Genomic DNA, 17,668 nt, shown 5'->3' with positions numbered 1-17,668 from the left:
CGTGCGTGCATCAGCTCAGCCCGATCTCGTCGTCGATGTAGCGCAGCAGCTCTTCCTCGCTGACCTCGCTCAGCTCGTCGGCCCCCGCGTCCTCGGCCCTGCCGCCGCCGGGCGCGGTGTCGGCCAGCGTCCTGGAGCGTTCCCGCCAGCGCAGCAGCAGGGTCTCCAGACGGGCCGTCAGCTTGTTGACCTCGGTCTCGTCGCGCTCGTCGTCGAGCATGGCCTCGAGCCGGTCGACGGTCTCCTTGCCCCACTCCTCGGCCTCCGTCCCCGGCAGCAGGATCTCCAGCAGACGGCCGGTGAGCGCCTCGGGCGTGGGGTAGTCGAAGACGAGCGTGGTGGGCAGCCTCGTGCCGGCCATCCGGGCGAGGCGGTTGCGGAGTTCGACGGCGGTCAGCGAGTCGAAGCCGAGTTCCGTGAACGGCCGGGTGGCCGAGATCCGGTCGGCCGTGCCGTACTTGAGGACCGCGGCGATCTGCCCGCGCACCGTTTCGAGGAGGGCTTCGTTCCGTTCGGCCGGGGGCAGTGCGGAGAGCCGGCCGCGCAGCGCCTGTGCGTCCGGCGCCGTGGCGCGGCGCGGCGCCGAGCGCACGAGGCCGCGCAGCAGCGCGGGCGTGTCCTCGCCGCCGCGCAGCCGGGCGCGGTCCAGCTGGACCGGCGCGGTGTGCGGCAGGCCGCTCGCGAGCGCACGGTCGAAGAGCGCGAGCCCCTCCTCCGTGCTGAACGGCAGGACCCCACCGGCACTCATACGCCGCAGCTCGGCTTCGCCGAGGGTGGCGGTGAGTTCGCTGGTCTCCTCCCACAGCCCCCACGACAGGGACTGCGCGGGCAGACCCTCGGCGCGACGGCGAACCGCCAACGCGTCCAGGAACACATTCGCCGCCGCGTAGTTCGCCTGACCCGGCGAACCGAAGACCCCGGCCGCCGACGAGAACAACACGAACAACTCAAGCCCACGACCACGCGTCGCCTCATGCAGATGCCACGCGGCATCCACCTTCGGCCGCAGCACCGACTCCAACCGCTCCACGGTCAGACCCGTCACCACACCATCGTCCACCGCACCCGCCGCATGCACGACACCACGCACGTCGGGCAACTCCGCCAACAAGCCATCCACCGCCGCACGATCAGCCACGTCACAGGCCACCACCCGCGCCACGGCACCAAGCTCAACCAGCTGATCCACCAACTCACGAGCCCCCGGCGCCTGCTCACCACGCCGACTGACCAACACCAGCTCACGCACACCATGCGCGACAACCAGATGCCGCGCCACCGCGGCACCCACCACACCCGTGCCACCCGTCACCAACACCGGACCCCCACCCGACCACGACACACCACCCTCATCAGCGCCGGCGGCATCCGCGCCGACCAGGGCCAGCCTGGGTACGTACGTCTCGCCCTCGCGCAGGGCGAACTCCGGCTCGTCGGCAGCCACGGCCGCGGCAAGGACCGCCACGGGCACATCAGCGGCCTCACCGTCGGTGTCCACCAGCACGAAGCGGTCCGGGTGTTCGGCGCGGGCCGAGCGCAGGAAACCGCGTACGGCGGCCTGCGTGAGGTCCACCGGGCCGGTGCCCGACACGGCGACGGCGCCCCGGGTGACCACGACGAGCCGCGCGTCGGCGAGCGCCTCGTCGGCGAGCCATTCCTTGGCACGCGCGAGGGCGGCGGTCACCGCCTCACGGACCCGCTCCGGCAGCTCCTCGCCGCCGGTCCCCTCGTGCCCGTGGTCGACCAGGGCAGCGGCGTCCAAGAGGACGAACCGCGCACCGTCGGCGACTGCGGCCCCGATCTCCTCGGCCGACCGCGCGGCGTCCCACAGGATCGAACTCGGCGATCCCGCAGGGTCGTCGAACCTGCGGCGCTCCCAGCGCACCTCGTACAGCGAACGCGCCGCGGTGGCACCGGCCGAGCGGAGCCGGGCCGCCGTGAGCGGACGCAGCTCGACCCGGTCGGCGCCGAGCAGCGGGGTGCCGTCGGCGCCGGTGGCACGCACCCGCAGGGCGCCGTCATCGGCCGGGGTCAGCAGGACCCGTACGGTCCGGGCGTCGTCTGCCACGTCCGGACCGGTGGCGGTGTCGAGGCCGCCTGCCCGTACCTGGACGCCCTGCCAGACGGTGGGCTGAAGGGCGCCCGCGGTACCGAAGCCGCCCGCGTCGGTCAGGCGCCAGGCGTGGCAGACGGACTCCAGCAGCGCGGCGCGCGGCGCCAGGCCGTCGGCGGCCTGCTCGGCGAGCTCGACCTCGGCGTAGATGTCGTCGCCGGAACGCCAGGCCGCGCGCAGTCCCTGGAGGGCGGGGCCGAACTGCTGCCCCGCTGCGAAGAGTTCGCCGTAGAGGGCGGACGTGTCCACCGGGGCGGCATCAGCCGGCGGCCAGGCGCCCGCGAGCCGCGCGTACGCCTCGTCGGTCTCCTCGGCCGTCGGGCGCAGCTCGGCGGTGGCGTGCAGGGTCCACTCCGCGGTGGTGTCGCCGTCGGGCTGTGCGTGGACGGTGAGACGGCGGTGCCCGGCCTCGTCGGGTGCCGCGGCCATCACCTGGACGCGGACGGCGCCGTCGGGGGCCAGGAGCAGCGGCTCGTGCTGCTCCAGGTGCGCGACGCCGGGAAGGCCGAGGCGGTCGGCGGCGTACAGCGCCCAGTCGAGCAGGGCGCCGCCGGGCAGCACGGGCGTGTCGAGCACCGTGTGCTCCGCGGGCGAGGCCGCGGCCGGGGCGGTGAGCCTGCCGGTGAACAGGATGGTGTCCGTACCGGCGGGGACGACGGCCGCGGCGAGCACCGGGTGGTCGGTGGCCTCCTGGCCGACACCGCCCGGGTCCCCGAAGTCCTGCGGGGCGTCGAGCCAGTAGCGCTCACGCTGGAAGGCGTACGTCGGCAGGTCCACGGTCTCGGCCGGCGCGTCCGGGGCCGGGGCGAGCGCCGTCCAGTCCACGCCGAGGCCTCGGGTCCACAGGGCGGCGGCGTTGCGCAGCAGGGCGGTGCGCTCGTCCTCGTCGCGGCGCAGGGTGCCGGTGACGACGACCTCGCGCCCGTCGGACTTCAGCGCGGCGTCCTCCAGGGCCGCGGTGGTGACCGGGTGCGGGCTGATCTCGACGAAGGTGTCGACGCCGCTCTCCATGAGGTCGGCGACGACCTGGGCGAAGCGCACCGGCTGCCGGAGGTTGCGGTACCAGTACTCGGCGTCGGCCTCCGGGCCCCGCACTTCCTCGCCGGTCACGGTGGAGCGCCAGGTGACCTCGGGCCGTGCCGGGCTGATGTCGCCGAGTTCGTGGAGAAGCCGGTCCTTGATGAGCTCGACCTGGGGCGCGTGCGAGGGGTAGGTGACGGGGATGCGGCGGGCGCGGATCCCGTCGGCCTCGCAGCCGTCCAGGAGCTGTCGCAGCGGTCCCTCGTCACCGGCGACGACGACGGCGCCTGGGCCGTTGACGGCGGCGATGACCACGCCGGTGGCGGGGTCGGCGGCGCCGTCGGGGTTCGTGTACCGGTCGATGAGGGCCTCGGCCTCGGCGGCGGGCACGGTCAGCGAGGCCATGCCGCCGCGTCCGGCGAGTTCCTCGGCGATGACGCGGCTGCGCAGGGCCACGAGGCGGGCGCCGTCGGCGAGCGACAGGGCACCGGCCACGCAGGCCGCGGCGATCTCGCCCTGGGAGTGGCCGACGACCACGGAGGGTGTGATGCCGGTGTGCTGCCAGACCTTCGCCAGGGAGACCATGACGGCCCACAGCGCGGGCTGCACCACGTCGACGCGCTTCAGGGCCTCTTCGTCCCCGAGGACGTCGAGCAGCCGCCACTCCGCGTGCGGCGCGAGCGCGTCGGCGCACTCACGGAGGGCCTCGGCGAAGACCGGCGAGGACTCCAGGAGACCGAGCGCCATGCCGGTCCACTGGGCGCCCTGGCCGGGAAAGACGAAGGCCACGCTCGCGCCGGGGCGCACGGTTCCTGTGACGAGTCCGGGTGTCTCGGGGTCCTGGCGGGCCAGGCCCGCGAGGCCTTCGGCGAAGCCGGCGGGGTCGGCGGCGAGGACGACCGCGCGTTCGTCGAAGGCGGTCCGGCCGCCGATGAGCGCGGCGGCCGTCGCCGCGGGGTCGGCCCCCCGGTCGGCGAAGGCGCGCAGCCGCTCGGCCTGGCCGCGCAGCGCGGCCGCGGACTTGGCCGAGACGAGCCACGGCAGGACGGCGCCGTCGGCGGCCGCGAGCACCGGCTCGGGCCGCTGTGTCCCCTGCTCGGAGGCCTCTGGGGCTTCGGAGGCTTCGGAGGCCTGCGAGACCTCGGGGGCCTCGGGGGCCTGTTCGAGGATGACGTGGGCGTTGGTGCCGCTGATGCCGAACGACGACACCGCCGCACGCCGCGGCCTGCCCGTCTCGGGCCAGGCGACGGCCTCGGTGGCCAGCTCGACGGCGCCCGCCGTCCAGTCGATGTGCTCGCTGGGCCGCTCGGCGTGCAGGGTCCTGGGCACGGTGCCGTGCCGCAGGGCGAGCACCATCTTCATGACGCCCGCGATACCGGCGGCGGCCTGGGTGTGACCGATGTTGGACTTCACCGAGCCGAGCAGGACCGGCTGGTTGCCGTCCCGGTCCTGGCCGTACGTGGCGAGCAGCGCCTGGGCCTCGATCGGGTCGCCGAGCGAGGTGCCCGTGCCGTGCGCCTCGACGACGTCCACGTCGGACGTGGTGAGACCGGCGTTGGCGAGCGCCTGGCGGATGACCCGCTGCTGCGAGGGGCCGTTGGGCGCGGTCAGGCCGTTCGAGGCGCCGTCCTGGTTGACGGCCGAGCCCTTGATGACGGCGAGGACGCGGTGGCCGTTGCGGCGCGCGTCCGAGAGCCGCTCCACGAGGACCATGCCGGCGCCTTCGGCGACCCCCATGCCGTCCGCCGCGTCGGAGAACGCCTTGCAGCGGCCGTCGTGCGCGAGGCCGCGCTGGCGGGTGAACTCCGCGAAGATCGTCGGGGTCGACATGACGGTGACGCCGCCGGCGAGCGCCAGGTCGCACTCGGCGCGCTGGAGGGCGCTGACGGCCATGTCCAGCGCGACCAGGGACGAGGAGCAGGCCGTGTCCACGGTCACGGCGGGGCCCTCGAAGCCGAGGGTGTAGGAGACGCGCCCGGTGGCCACGCTGCCCGCGTTGCCGTTGCTGAGGAAACCGGCGACGTCCTCGGGCACGGAGCGCAGGCGCGCCGCGTACTCGTGGTACATCAGGCCGGAGAACACGCCGGTCCTGCTGCCGCGCAGCCGCGTCGGGTCGACGCCCGCGCGCTCGATGGCCTCCCAGGACAGTTCGAGGAGCATCCGGTGCTGGGGGTCCATGGTCACGGCCTCGCGCGGGGAGATCCCGAAGAAGGCGGCGTCGAAGTCGGCGGCGTCGTGCAGGAATCCGCCCCGGTCCACCAGGGAGGTGCCGGGGCGCTCGCCCGTGGGGTCGAAGAACGAGTCGAGGGCCCAGTCGCGGTCCGTCGGGAAGGCGCTGATGCCCTCGCCGCCGTCGGCGAGCAGCCGCCACAGCTCCTCGGGGGAGTCCACGTGGCCGGGGAAGCGGCAGCTCATGCCGACGATCGCGATGGGCTCGTCGTCCGCGACGACCCGCGCCACGGTGTTCTCCCGCCGTGCGGTGGTACCGGCGAGGAGGCCGTGCAGGTGGGCGCCGAGCGCGGCCGGTGTCGGGTAGTCGAACACCAGGGTCGCGGGCAGCCGGGTGCCGGTCAGTTCGTTGAGGCGGTTGCGCAGCTCCACGGCGGTCAGGGAGTCGAAGCCCAGGTCCTTGAAGCCCCGGTCGACGGGGACCGCGTCGGCGCCGGAGTGACCGAGCACGGAGGCGACTTGGGCCCGGACGAGGTCGACGAGCAGGCTGTAGCGCCCGTCCTCGGGCGTCGCGTCGTACTTCGCGCGCCAGCCGCGGCCCGCGGAAGCGCCGGCAGCGCGGCGCGCGGGGGTGCGCACCAGGGCGCGCAGCAGCGGGGGCACCTGCCGGCCATCGGCGCGGGCGCGGGACAGGTCGAGGCGTACGGGCACCAGGTGCGGGGCGTCGAGGGACAGCGACTGGTCGAAGAGGGCGAGGCCTTCGTCGGTGCCGAGGGCCTGTAGTCCGCCGCGGCCGAGCCGCGCCTTGTCGGCTTCGCCGAGGGTGGCGGTGAGTTCGCTGGTCTCCTCCCACAGCCCCCACGACAGGGACTGCGCGGGCAGACCCTCGGCGCGACGGCGAACCGCCAACGCGTCCAGGAACACATTCGCCGCCGCGTAGTTCGCCTGACCCGGCGAACCGAAGACACCCGCCGCCGACGAGAACAACACGAACAACTCAACCCCACGACCACGCGTCGCCTCATGCAGATGCCACGCGGCATCCACCTTCGGCCGCAGCACCGACTCCAACCGCTCCACGGTCAGACCCGTCACCACACCATCGTCCACCGCACCCGCCGCATGCACGACACCACGCACGTCGGGCAACTCCGCCAACAAGCCATCCACCGCCGCACGATCAGCCACGTCACAGGCCACCACCCGCGCCTCGGCACCCAGCTCCACCAGCTGATCCACCAACTCACGAGCCCCCGGCGCCTGTTCACCACGCCGACTGACCAACACCAGCTCACGCACACCATGCGCGACAACCAGATGCCGCGCCACCGCGGCACCCACCACACCCGTGCCACCCGTCACCAACACCGGACCCCCACCCGACCACGACACACCACCCTCATCGGCGCCGTCAGAGAGGGCCGGGGCGTCGGGGCGGGTCAGGCGCGGGACGAACGCGGCGTCGCCGCGCAGGGCGACCTCCGGCTCGTCGGCAGCCACGGCCGCGGCAAGGACCGCCACGGGCACATCAGCGGCCTCACCGTCGGTGTCCACCAGCAGGAAACGGTCCGGGTGTTCGGACTGGGCGGAGCGCAGCAGGCCGCGCACGGGAGCCTGCACCGGATCGGGCAGCTCCTCGGGCGTGATGCCGACGGCGCCTCGGGTCAGCACGGCGAGCCGGGCCCGCGCGGGCGTCTCCCGCGCCAGCCACTCCTGGACGTGGGCCAGCACGGCGCCGGTCAGGGCGCGGGCCTTGGCCGGCACGTCATCGCCGTCGCCGTCGGGCAGGCCCCGGGTCGTGCAGTCGAGCAGCACCACCGCGGGATCGTCGGCGAGGACTTCGGCGAGCGGGGTGCCCGGGTGCCAGAAGGCGGTGAGGGGGGCGGCCGCGGTCGCGGGCCGCCAGGCGTCCCAGCGCGGGACGTACAGCGACCGGGTGGGGGCCGCGCGGACGTCGGCGGCGGCGAGCGGGCGCAGGACCAACTCGTCCACGGAGGCCACGGGGGTGCCCGCGGCGTCCGTGACGAGCAGCCGTACGCCGTCGCCGCCGTCACCGCCGGACCTGGTCAGCCGTACGCGCAGCGAGGTCGCGCCGTCGGTCCAGGTCTGGACGCCGGACCAGGCGAACGGCAGGCGCACGGTGCCCTCGTCCCCGAACAGGCCGCCCGGGCCCATGGCGTGGAGGGCGGCGTCGAGGAGGGCGGGGTGGGCGAGGAAGTCGTCGGCGGTGGCCTCTTCGGGCAGGGCCACTTCGGCGAACACCTCGTCGCCGCGTCGCCAGACGGACCGCAGGCCCTGGAAGGCGGGACCGTACTCGTAGCCGCGCTCGAACAGCGCGCCGTAGAAGTCGCCCAGCTCCACGGAGGTGGCCCCGACGGGCGGCCAGGCGCCTTGGAGGTCACCGAACCCCGCCGCTTCCCGGGGCTCTTCGGGGGTGAGGGTGGCGGTGGCGTGCCGGACCCACTCGGCGGGCTCCTCCTGGTCCGCGGTGCCGGTCCGGGAGTGGATGGTGGCGGTCCGCACGCCGGTCCCGTCGGCCTCGGCGACCTGCACCTGGAGGGTGACTCCGGTGTCCGCGGTGAGAGTGAGGGGGCGCTCCAGGGTGAGTTCCCGCACCCGGCCGCAGCCGCTCTCCCGGCCGGCGGCGAGGGCGAGTTCGAGGAAGGCGGTGCCCGGCAGGAGCACGGTCTCCAGGAGGGCGTGGTCGGCCAGCCAGGGGTGGGTCGGCAGGGAGATCCTGCCCGTGAAGACGGCCGCGCCGGACTCGGCGGGGAGCGTGGCGGCGGCGAGCAGCGGGTGGGTGACGGGGTCGAGCCCGATGCCCGCGGCGTCGCCGGTGTTCGCCGGGCCCTCCAGCCAGAAGCGCCGCCGCTGGAACGGGTACGTCGGCAGCCCGGCGGTCCCGGTCAGGTCGGCCGGGGTCGCGGTGGCGGCCGCGCCGTCCAGGAAGGTGTCCCAGGAGATGGCGGCGCCGCGGGTCCACAGCGTGGCGGCGGCGCGGGTCAGGGCGGCGCTCTCGTCCTGGTCGCGGCGGAGCGTCCCGGAGACGACCACGTCGGCACGGTCCGCGGCCGCCGCGAGGTCCTCGATGGCGGGGGCGATGACCGGGTGCGGGCTGATCTCGACGAACGTGTCGATGCCCCGGTCGAGGAGCGCGGTGACCGTCTCGGCGAACCGCACGGGCTCGCGGAGGTTCCGGTACCAGTACCGCGCGTCGGCCTGGCCGTCGGCGAGGGGTTCCACGGTCACCGACGAGTGCATCGGTATGGATCCGGCGCGGGGCGTGATGGGCTCGGCGACCCGCAGGAGCCGGTCGCGGAGGCTCTCGACGTGCGGGGTGTGGGAGGCGTAGTCGACCGGGATGGTGCGGGCCCGGATCCCCGCCGCCTCCGCGGCCTCGGAGACTTCGGCGAGTACGTCGGGGGCGCCGGCGACGACGGTCGCGCCGGGGCCGTTGACGACGGCCACCCACACGCCGTCGCGGCCGCCGAGGAGTTCGGCGGCGCGCTCGGCGGAGGCGGCGAGGGAGACCATGCCGCCCTGCCCCGCGAGGTCCTCGGCGATGGTGCGGCTGCGCAGTGCGACCAGGCGCGCCCCGTCCTCCAGCGAGAGGATGCCCGCGGCGCAGGCGGCGGCGATCTCGCCCTGCGAGTGGCCCGCCACGACATCGGGGGTGACGCCCGCGGCCCGCCAGACCTCGGCGAGCGAGACCATGACGGCCCACAGGGCGGGCTGCACCACGTCGACGCGCTTCAGGGCCTCTTCGTCCCCGAGGACGTCGAGCAGCCGCCAGTCGGTGTGCGGAGCCAGTGCGTCGGCGCACGCGCGCAGGGCGTCGGCGAAGACCGGCGAGGTCTTGAGCAGTCCGGTGGCCATGCCGGTCCACTGGGCGCCCTGGCCGGGGAAGACGAAGGCGACCTTGGCGCCGGCGCGTGCGGTGCCGTGCACCAGGCCGGGCACGTCCGCCGTGCCGTCGGCGAGCGCGGCGAGGGCCGCGGGGCGCTCGTCGCCGAAGACGACGGCGCGGTGGGCGAAGGAGGCGCGGGTGCGGACCAGGGCGGCGGCGACGGCGTCCGCGTCGGGTGCGCCCGCGTCGGCGAGGAAGGCGCGCAGCCTGGCGCCCTGCTCGTACAGCGCGGCCTCGTTCTTGGCGGACAGCGGCCAGGGCGCGGTGACGCCGGTGAGCACCGGGGTCACCGCGTCGCCCGCGGCCGGTTCCCCGGTCTTCGGCTCCGACTCCGACTCCGTGGGCTCCGGGGCCTGTTCGAGGATGACGTGGGCGTTGGTGCCGCTGATGCCGAACGACGACACGGCGGCGCGGCGCGGCCTGCCCGTCTCGGGCCAGGCGACGGCGTCCGTCACCAGCTGGACGGCGCCCGCCGTCCAGTCGACGTGCGGGGTGGGCTCGTCCACGTTCAGGGTGGGCGGGACCACGCCGTGCTGGAGGGCGAGCACCATCTTGATGACGCCCGCGATACCGGCCGCCGACTGCGTGTGGCCGATGTTGGACTTCACCGAGCCGAGCAGCAGCGGCTTGTCCGCGGGGCGGTCCTGGCCATAGGTGGCGAGCAGCGCCTGCGCCTCGATGGGGTCGCCGAGGGTGGTGCCGGTGCCGTGCGCCTCCAGGGCGTCGATGTCGGAGGCGGCGAGGCCCGCGTTGGCGAGCGCCTGACGGATGACCCGCTGCTGCGAGGGGCCGTTGGGCGCGGTCAGGCCGTTCGACGCGCCGTCCTGGTTGACCGCGGAGCCGCGGATGACGGACAGGACGCGGTGGCCGTTGCGGCGGGCGTCCGAGAGCCGCTCGACGAGCAGTACGCCGACGCCCTCCCCCCAGGCCGTGCCGTCGGCGGCGGCCGCGAACGCCTTGACGAGGCCATCCTGGGAGAGCCCGCGCTGCTTGCTGAACTCGGTGAAGGCGGCCGGTGTCGACATGACCATCACGCCGCCCACCAGGGCCAGCGAGCTCTCCTTGTTGCGCAGCGACTGTGCCGCGAGGTGCAGCGCGGTCAGCGAGGAGGAGCAGGCCGTGTCGACGGTGACGGCGGGACCCTCGAAGCCGTACGTGTAGGAGAGGCGGCCGGAGAAGATGCTGGAGGCGTTGCCGGTCAGGAGGTAGCCCTCGCTGTCCTGCGTGTTGCCCACGTTCGAGCCGTAGCCGGACAGGACGCCGCCGACGAAGACCCCCGCGCTCTCGCCGCGCAGCGTGCCCGGGTCGATCCCGGCCCGCTCGAACGCCTCCCAGGAGGCCTCCATGAGCACCCGCTGCTGCGGGTCCATGGCGAGGGCCTCGCGCGGGGATATCTCGAAGAACTCGGCGTCGAAGTCCGCGGCGCCGTCGATGAATCCGCCCTTGCGGATGTACGAGCTGTGCGGGCGCAGCCCCTCCGGGTCGTAGAGGGCCCCCAGGTCCCACCCGCGGTCCGCGGGGAAGTCCGCGATGCCCACGCGCCCCTCGGCGACCAGCTCCCACAGGTCCTCGGGGGTCCGCACCCCGCCGGGGAACCGGCAGCTCATGCCGATGACGGCGAGCGGCTCACGGGCGGCCTCCTCGACGGCGCGCAGCCGTGCGTAGGAGTCGCGGGCGTCGGCGACCGCCTGCTTCAGGTACTCGCGGAGCTTCTGCTCGTTCGACATCCAATCCTCTTCCGATCCAACGAATGCGGTCAGCAGGTGGGTTCACATGGCGGCGGGGTGGCCCGCCTGCCGGTCAGCTGGACCAGGGTTTGTTGTCCATGAGCTCGAACAGTTCCGCGTCGGTGGCGTCGTCCAGGTCGACGGAGTCGCCCGCCACCTCCTTCTCGGTCCACTTCGCGAGCACCGCGCGCAGCCGCACGGTGAGGTTGGCGCGCCCCGGGTCGTCCTCGGGGACCTCGTCGAGCAGTGCCTCCAGGGCGGAGAGCCGGCTCGTGGCGAGCGCGGCCGGGTCGACCTCCGGCAGGAGCTGCTGTTTGAGGTGCGCGGCGACGGCGGCGGGCGTGGGGTGGTCGAACAGCAGGGTGACCGGGAGCCGCAGGCCGGTGGCCGCGTTGAGCCGGTTGCGCAGCTCGACGGTGGTGAGAGAGTCGAAGCCGAGGGTCTTGAACGGCCGCTCCGCGCTCACGGTCTCGGTGTCGTCGTGGCCGAGGACGACCGCGGCCTGCCTGCGCACCTCTTCGGTGAGCAGTTCCTCGCACTCCTGCGGGGACAGCCGCGCCAGGCGTTCGGCGAGCCCGGCGCCCGCCCCGGCCTCGGTGGCGGCCGCGGTGGACGCGGCCCGCTTGGCGGGGGCCTTGACCAGGCCGCGCAGCAGGGGCGCGACGTCGCCGGTGAACCGGGAGGGGTCCAGCTGCACGGGCACGGTGTGGGTGTGGTTGTCGCCGGTGGCGGCGTCGAAGAGGGCGAGGCCGTCGCCGGTGGACAGGGCGCGGACGCCGGTGCGTGCCATCCGGTCGAGGTCGGCCTTGTCGAGCTCGCCGGTGATCCCGCTGGCCTGCGCCCACAGTCCCCAGGAGAGGGACTGCGCGGGCAGTCCGAGGCGGCGGCGGTGGTGCGCGAGGCCGTCCAGGAAGGCGTTTGCCGCCGCGTAGTTGGCCTGGCCCGGCGCGCCGAACACTCCGGAGGCCGAGGAGAACAGCGCGAAGAGGGCGAGGTCCTTGTCGCGGGTGAGTTCGTGCAGGTGCCAGGCGGCGTCGGCCTTGGGCCGCAGCACCGTGTCGAACCGCCCGCGGTTCAGGGCCGTGAGTACGCCGTCGTCGATGACGCCCGCGGCGTGCACGACGCCCCGCAGGTCCTCGATGCCGTCCAGCAGGCCTTCCAGGTCGGCGCGTTCGGCGGCGTCGCAGGCCACGACGCGGGCGGTGGCGCCCAGTCCGGCGAGTTCGGCGACGAGTTCGGCGGCGCCGGGCGCGTCGGGTCCGCGGCGGCTGGTGAGCACCAGGTCCGTGACGCCGTGCCGCTCGGCCAGGTGCCGGGCCACGGAGGCGCCGATGGAGCCGGTGCCACCGGTGACCAGGACGGTGCCGTCAAGGGTGGCCGTGGGCAGGGTGAGGGCGACCTTGCCGACGTGCCTTGCCTGGCTGAGGTGGCGGAAGGCCTCGGGGGCCCGGCGGACGTCCCAGGTGGTCACCGGCAGCGGGGTGAGCACGCCCTCCTCGAAGAGCCGGGCGAGGTGGGTGAGCATCTCGCCGATCCGTTCGGCGCCCGCCTCGCCGAGGTCGAAGGAGCGGTAGAACGTGCCGGGCCAGGAGGCCTCGACGGCCTCCGGCTCGCGGATGTCGGTCTTGCCCATCTCGATGAACCGGCCGTGCGGTGCGAGGAGGTCGAGCGAGGCGTCGGTGAACTCCCGTGCAAGGCAGTTGAGGACCACGTCGACACCCCGGCCGCCGCCGGCCTCGCGGAAGGTCTCGGCGAAGGCCAGGGTGCGCGAGGAGGCGAGGCGTTCGGCGGGGATGCCGGAGGCCCGCACGGTCGGCCACTTGGGCTCGCTGGCGGTGGCGTACACCTCGATGCCCCAGTGGCGGGCCAGTTGGACGGCGGCCATGCCGACGCCGCCAGCCGCGGCGTGCACGAGCAGCGACTCGCCCTCCTTGACGCGGGCGAGGTCTTGCAGCGCGTAGTAGGCGGTGAGGAACACGGTGGGCACGGCGGCGGCCTGGGCAAAGGACCAGCCGGTGGGGACCGGCGCGATGGTGCGGGCGTCGGTGACGGCCAGCGGTCCCGCGTACGAGCCGGAGAGCAGCCCCATGACGCGGTCGCCGACACGGACTCCGGTGACGCCGGGGCCGACCTCGGTGACCAGGCCCGCGCCCTCGGAGCCGAAGGCCATCTCGGTGAAGGACTTGGCGACGTCGACCACGCCGAGGGCGAGCAGCACGTCCCGGAAGTTGACTCCGGTGGCGCGGACCTCCACCCGCACCTGGCCCTCGGTCAGCGGTGCCTCGGCCTGCGGGCACGACACGAGCCGCAGCCCTTCGAGGGTGCCGCTGCCGTCCACGTCGAGGCTCCAGGCGCCGTCGGCGGGCGGGACGAGGGTGTCGGCGGGCGCCACGCGGGCGAGCCGGGGCACCAGCGGGGCACCCGCGCGCACCACGCTCTCCGTCTCCCCCGCGGCGACGGCGGCGGTGACCGCGGCGGGCAGGGCGGCGGCCGAGCGGGCGTCGCCGTCCAGGTCCACCTGGACGATCCGGCCGGGGTTCTCGGAGCAGGCCGAGCGCACCAGGCCGCGGACCGCGGAGTGCACCGGGTCGACGCTGTCTCCGGGCACGGCGGCGGCGCCGCCGCGGGTGACGACCGCGAGGCGGATGTCCTCGGTCTCCTCGGCGGCGAGCCAGGCCTGGAGCGCGTCGAGGACGGCGCCGGTCACCTCACGTGTGGCGGCCATGGTGTCGTCGCCTCCGGCGGGCACGGGCAGCAGCACCACGCCGGGCGGCTCATCGCCGGCGCGGACGGCGTCCTGGAGCGCGGCGAGTCCGTCGAAGCGGACTGTTCCCCCGGCGGCTTCGAGAAGGTCGCCCGCGCCACCGAGCACAGCCAGAGGCGTGGCCTCGGCGGCCTCGGGCAGCGCCACCCAGTCGAGGCGGAAAAGGCCGTCCACGCGCGGGCGTTCGCGGACGTCGGCGGCGGCCACGGGCCGCGAGGTGAGCTCGTCGACGGTGAGCACGGGCAGACCGGCGGGGTCGGTCATGGTCAGGGACAGGGAGTTGGCGCCGGTCGGCGTGAGCCTCACGCGGGCCGTGGTGGCTCCGGTGGCGTGCAGGCGTACGCCACCGAAGGAGAACGGCAGCCTCGGCTCGGCGCCGCCGTCCTGGTCGAGGGCGGTGGCGATCTGGCTGTGCAGCGCCGCGTCGACCAGCGCCGGGTGCACGCCGAACCGGGCGGCCTCGGCGCCGCCCCGCTCGTCCAGGGCGACCTCGGCGAAGAGTTCGTCGCCGCGCCGCCACAGGGCGCTCAGCCCCTGGAAGACGGGGCCGTACGCGTAGCCCCACTCGGTCAGCCGGTCGTACAGGCCCTCGACGGGCACCGGCGTCGCGTCGGCCGGGGGCCAGGCGGCCTCCTCGGGCGCGGGCGCGGCGGCGGGCTCGGCGGTCAGGGTGCCGGTGGCGTGGCCCGTCCACTCCCGCGTGCCGCCTTCGGTACCGGCGGCACGGGAGAAGATCCGCACCTGGCGGGCGCCGCTCTCGTCGGCCTCGCCGACGGTGACCTGGACGTCGGCACCGGGTCCTTCGGCGGCCAGGGCGAGCGGGCTCTCCAGGATGAGTTCGGCGACCTGGTCGCAGCCCGCGTACTCCCCGGCGCGCAGCGCGAGTTCCAGCAGGGCGGTGCCGGGTACGAGGACGCGGCCGAGGACCTGGTGGTCGGCGAGCCAGGGGTGGGTGCGGGTGGAGATCCTGCCGGTGAGTACGTAGCGGTCGCCGTCGGCGGCCTCGACGCCCGCGGACAGCAGCGGGTGCCCCACGAGGGAGAGCCCAGCGCCGGAGACGTCGGCCGCGCCGCCGGTGCCCGCCGGCAGCCAGTAGCGCTTGCGCTGGAAGGCGTAGGTGGGCAGGTCGACGGCGTCGGTGGGGACCGGCCCGTACACCGCGTCCCAGTCGACGTGGACGCCGCCGGTCCACAGCTGGGCGAGGGAGGTCAGCAGGCGGCGGGTCCCGCCGTCGTTCCTTCGCAGGGTGCCGGTGACGGTGACGGCGCGGGCGCCCGCCGGCTGGTTCGCGACCGTGTCCTGGACGGCGGTCATCAGGACGGGGTGCGGGCTGACCTCCACGAAGGCGGTGTTGCCCTCGTCCAGGAGGAGCCGGATGGTCTCGTGGAAGCGGACGGGTTCGCGCAGGTTGCGGTACCAGTACTCGGCGTCCAGCGTCTCGCCGCGCGCGGGCGCGGCGGTGACGGTCGAGTAGAGCGGGGTGTCCCCGGCGCGCGGGGCGACCGGCGCGGCGAGGTCGAGGAGCTGCTCGCGTACCCGCTCGGTGTGCGGGGTGTGCGACGCGTACTCGATGCCGACCTTCCGGGGCCGCAGTCCGGCGGCCTCGGCCTCGGCGTTCACCTCGGCGAGCGCGTCGAGGTCGCCGGCCACGACGGTGGACTCGGGGCCGTTGGTCGAGGCGATCCACACCCCGGCGCGGTCCCCGATGAGCGCGGCGGCCTGCTCGGGCGTGGCGGAGAGCGAGTACATGGCGCCCTTGCCCGACAGGTGCTCGTCGAACACCCGGCTGCGCAGGGCCACGAGGCGGGCGCCGTCGGCCAGGGACAGCGCGCCCGCCACGCAGGCGGCGGCGATCTCGCCCTGGGAGTGGCCGACGACGGCGGCGGGCACGACACCGAGGGAGCGCCACAGCCGGGCCAGGGAGACCATGACGGACCACAGCACGGGCTGGACGACGTCGTCGCGCTCCAGCTTCTCGCCGCTGCGCAGCCGTTCGATCGGGTCCCAGTCGAGGTGCCGCGCCAGCGCGTCGGCGCACTCGCGCATGGACTCGGCGAACACCGGGGACGCGGCCATGAGGTCGATGGCCATGCCCGCCCACTGGGAGCCCTGGCCGGGGAAGACGAACACGACCTTGGCGTCGGAGGAGGCGGCCTCGCCCGTCACGACGTGCGCGGAGGTCTCCTGCCCGGCGACGGCGTCGAGGCCGGAGAGCAGCCCGTCCCGCTCGCCCGACAGGACGACGGCGCGGTGGCGCAGCGCGGTGCGGCGCAGGGCGAGCGCGCGGCCGATGGCGAGGGTGTCCGCCTCGGTACCGGCGTCCGCTTCGGTACCGGCGGCGAACTCACGCAGTCGGGCGGCCTGTTCACGCAGCGCGCGGGGCGTGTGGCCGGAGACGGCCCACGGCACGGTGGCGCCGTCGGCGGCGAGCGGGGCGGGGGCCGGGGAGGACGCGTCGGCGGGCTCGGGCTCGGCGGCTTCTTCTTCGTACTGCTCCAGGATCACGTGGGCGTTGGTGCCGCTCACGCCGAACGCGGAGATGCCGGCGCGGCGCGGCTGACCGGTGCTCGGCCAGTCGGTGGCCTCGGTGACGAGGCGGACGTCGCCCGCCGTCCAGTCGACGTGCGGGGTGGGCTCGTCCACGTTCAGGGTGGGCGGTACGACACCGTGCCGGAGGGCGAGCACCGTCTTGATGACGCTCGCCACGCCCGCGGCGGCCGCCGTGTGCCCGATGTTGGACTTCACGGAGCCGAGCAGCAGCGGGCGGCCCTCGGGGCGGTCCTGGCCGTAGGTGGCGAGCAGCGCCTGCGCCTCGATGGGGTCGCCGAGGGTGGTGCCGGTGCCGTGCGCCTCGACGACGTCGACCTCGGCGGCCGACAGGCGGGCGCTGCCGAGCGCCTGGCGGATGACGCGCTGCTGCGACGGGCCGTTCGGTGCCGTCAGGCCGTTGGACGCGCCGTCCTGGTTGACGGCGGAGCCGCGCAGCACGGCGAGGACGCGGTGGCCGTTGCGGCGGGCGTCCGAGAGCCGCTCGACGAGCAGTACGCCGACGCCCTCCCCCCAGGCGGTGCCGTCGGCCGCGGCGGCGAACGCCTTGACGCGGCCGTCGGACGCCAGCCCCTGCTGCTTGGTGAACTCGGTGAACATGCTGGGCGTCGACATGATCGTCACGCCGCCCGCGAGGGCCATCGTGCACTCGCCCTTGCGCAGCGCGTGCGCGGCCAGATGCAGCGCGACCAGGGACGATGAGCAGGCCGTGTCGACGGTGAGCGCGGGGCCCTCGAAGCCGAAGGTGTAGGCGACGCGGCCGGAGGCGACGCTCGCCGCGTTGCCGATGCCCATGAAGCCGGCCAGCTCGGACTGGTTGTTGCCGAGCATCAGGGTGGCGTAGTCCTGGCCGTTGGTGCCGACGAACACACCGGTCCTGCTGCCGCGCAGGGCTTTGGAGTCGAGCCCGGCCCGCTCGATGGCCTCCCAGGAGGTCTCCAGGAGAAGGCGCTGCTGCGGGTCCATGGCGAGGGCCTCGCGCGGCGAGATCCCGAAGAAGTCCGCGTCGAAGTCGGGGGCGTCGTGCAGGAACGCACCGGCGCGGGTGGCCGATCCGGCCTCCTGGCCGGGGCCGCCCTCGAAGAGCGCGGGCAGGTCCCAGCCGCGGTCCTCGGGGAACCCGCTGACGCCGTCGGCCCCTTGGAGCACCAGCTGCCACAGCTCCTCGGGGGAGCCGACGCCGCCGGGGAACCGGCAGCTCATCCCCACGATGGCGATGGGCTCCCGCTCGGCGTCCTCGACCTCGCGCAGCCGGCCGCGGACCTTGTGCAGGTCGGCGGTGACCCGCTTGAGGTAGTCGAGAGTCTTGTCCTCATCCATGGTGGGTCCCATTCGTGTGTCTCGCCGCCTTACGCCTTGCCGCTCGCCGCCGCGCGCGGTTCCGCCGGTGTGTGCCGGCCCGTTCGTGCCGCCCGGTCCGC

General features: G+C 74.8%; 1 protein-coding gene and 1 pseudogene. Both read right to left on the bottom strand.

Annotated features, from left to right (window positions below):
* Positions 1-10: 10 nt before the first annotated feature.
* On the bottom strand, positions 11-10,906 hold the full coding sequence (locus ACF062_RS29025; protein ID WP_392142695.1) for a type I polyketide synthase: 10,896 nt from the start codon (positions 10,904-10,906) through the stop codon (positions 11-13).
* Between the two features lie 103 nt (positions 10,907-11,009).
* Positions 11,010-17,561: pseudogene (locus tag ACF062_RS29020) on the bottom strand (SDR family NAD(P)-dependent oxidoreductase); the annotation flags it as partial.
* Positions 17,562-17,668 lie beyond the last annotated feature (107 nt).

Origin of the sequence: Streptomyces sp. NPDC015345 (genome assembly GCF_043078805.1) — a bacterium.
Classification (GTDB): Bacteria; Actinomycetota; Actinomycetes; order Streptomycetales; family Streptomycetaceae; genus Streptomyces.
The sequence above is the reverse complement of the archived record's forward strand: the minus strand, read 5'-3'. Positions and strand labels throughout refer to the sequence as shown.